This window comes from Sulfitobacter sp. HI0129, from assembly GCF_001635395.1.
Taxonomy (GTDB): domain Bacteria; phylum Pseudomonadota; class Alphaproteobacteria; order Rhodobacterales; family Rhodobacteraceae; genus Sulfitobacter.
In genome coordinates, this window is sequence record NZ_LWGH01001115.1 from 1 (window position 1) to 2,473 (window position 2,473).

2 protein-coding genes are annotated in these 2,473 nt (G+C 64.5%); both read left to right on the forward strand.

The annotated features are described in order from the left end of the window. Positions 1-2,099, forward strand: a 2,099-nt coding sequence (locus A3764_RS23425) for a heavy metal translocating P-type ATPase (RefSeq protein WP_067952172.1), incomplete at its 5' end; no start/stop codon positions are given. Positions 2,100-2,165: 66 nt separating this feature from the next. Beyond that, positions 2,166-2,473 (forward strand): L,D-transpeptidase family protein (locus A3764_RS23430; protein WP_443069414.1); only part of this gene is annotated, 308 nt, incomplete at its 3' end.

Here is a 2,473-nt window from a genome sequence, read left to right on the forward strand (position 1 = left end):
TCGATAGCGCCGAGAGGATACCAGACGACGAAGTCACGCAGTTGGTCGCAACGACCGGCATGAGCGCCAAGCCATGGGATGCCGACAACGCAGCAGAGGACCAGGCGGCGCATCTGGCACGTCAGAAGCGCTTTACCTCGTTGAGCGGCGGCTTCTGGGCGGCGGGATTCCTTTTTCACATTGTCGAGACCGGCATGGGCGGCGCGCTCGGGCTCTTTGCGGGCCATGGCGAGGTGCCTATGCCTATGGTGGAAGCAGGGATCTTCGCCGTCGCGATTCTTTTTGGCGTCTGGCTTGTCGCGCCCAAGGCCTGGTCTTCGGCGCGGAGGCTTAGCCCCGACATGAACCTGCTCATGGTGGTGGCCGTCGCGGGCGCCATCGGCCTCGGCGAGTTTTTTGAGGCCGCGACGGTCGCCTTCTTCTTCTCGCTTTCGCTTTATCTTGAGAGCTGGAGCGTGGGGCGGGCGCGTAATGCGGTTTCCGCGCTCCTCGATCTGGCGCCGCCAACGGCGCGGGTTCTTTACGACGACGGATCTGAATCCGACGTTCCGGCCGCGGCCGTGGCAGTCAATGCAAGGTTTATCGTGCGCGGCGGCGACCGGATCCCCCTCGACGGTGAGGTCGTGGACGGGGCAGGGGCCGTCGATCAGGCCCCAATTACTGGGGAAAGCGCGCTAGTGCCCAAGGAACCAGGCGACGAGGTCTATGCCGGCACGATCAACGGCGAGGGCACACTGACGGTGCGGGCGACGAAGGCCGCCTCGGACACGGTGCTCGCGAAAATCATTCGCATGGTGGGCGATGCCCATGCCCGCCGCGCGCCGGTCGAACAGTGGGTGGCCAAGTTCGCGCGCATCTACACACCCATCGTGATGGCTTTGGCGATCGCCATCGCGCTGGTGCCGCCACTGCTGCTCGGCGGCGCCTGGGACTACTGGTTCTACAATGCTCTGGTCCTTCTGGTCATCGCATGTCCTTGCGCGCTGGTCATTTCTACGCCGGTCTCCATCGTGGCAGCGCTGACCGCGTCGGCACGGGCGGGGGTGCTCATCAAGGGCGGCGCCTATGTCGAGGCGCCGGGGCGGACCACGGCACTGGCGATGGACAAGACCGGGACGATCACCATGGGCGAGCCTGAGGTGGCGGCGGTTCACCCACTGGTCGGCGTTTCCGCACGCGATCTCATGGCGCTGGCAGCAAGCCTGGAGGCGCGGTCTTCACACCCGCTGGCACGCGCCATCCTCTCGCGCGCCGAAGCCGATGGTGTTTCCGTGTCTGCCGCAGAGGACACCCGTACCGTGCCCGGGCGCGGTCTGGAAGGACGCGCCGACGGGCGCGCTATCTGGCTCGGCTCGGATCGCTTCGCCGAAGAGAAGGGGTTCGGCAATGCCATTCCGGCGGATCTGCGGGATCGGATCGAAGGGGCAGGGAGCACCCTCGTTGCCGTGGGTGACGAGACCGGCGTGACCGGCGTACTGGAGCTTCGCGACCGCATCCGCCCAGATGCAAAGGGGATCGTTGCGCGTCTGCATGCGCAGGGTGTGAAGACCATCGTGATGTTGACGGGCGACAACGAACGCACCGCGCGCGCGGTGGCAGCCGAAGTCGGCATCGACGAGGTGCGCGCCGAACTTTTGCCAGAAGACAAGGTGACGGCCATTGAGGAACTCGTCGAAAGCCACGACATGGTGGCGATGATCGGCGACGGTGTGAATGACGCACCGGCCATGGCGCGGGCGCATTATGCCATCGCCATGGGCGCTGTCGGATCGGATGCCGCGATCGAGACGGCCGACATCGCGCTGATGACCGACGACATCGGCAAGGTACCCTGGCTTATCGGCCATTCGCGCCGTGCCATGACGATCATCCACCAGAATATCGGCATATCGCTGGCGACCAAGGCGCTGTTCGTCGGGCTGACCGCGTTCGGTATGGCCTCAATGTGGGGCGCCATTGCTGCGGATGTAGGCGTGTCTCTGCTGGTGGTCGCCAACGCACTTCGGCTCCTGAACGGCCATCAGGTTGAGGCCGGGCCTTCAGGCGGAGAACCGGTGGGCGAGCAGATGGCGAAAGGAGCACTGGCGCACGGTCATTGATCCGGCGGTTTCGGTAGAGTAACGTCTGACATCAACCAGACCTCGCAAAAGGGGCGTCGAGCAGTGATGAATACCAGAATTCCACGGCGGGTCTTGCTGTTGGGCGGATTGGCCACCTTCCTGTCTGGCTGTGCCAGCAAGTTCCGGTCCTACAACGGACCCGAAGTGACCCGGCTGCGTATATACAAGGCGCAGCGGCTGCTGGTTCTTGACGGAACGGATGATGTCTTGCGGACCTATCCCATCGGATTGGGCTTCGCGCCCGAAGGCCACAAGCAGTTCGAAGGAGACGGCCGCACGCCGGAGGGCTCCTATCTGATTGACCGGCGCAACCCGGACAGCCTCTTCCACCTCTCCATCGGCATTTCATTCCC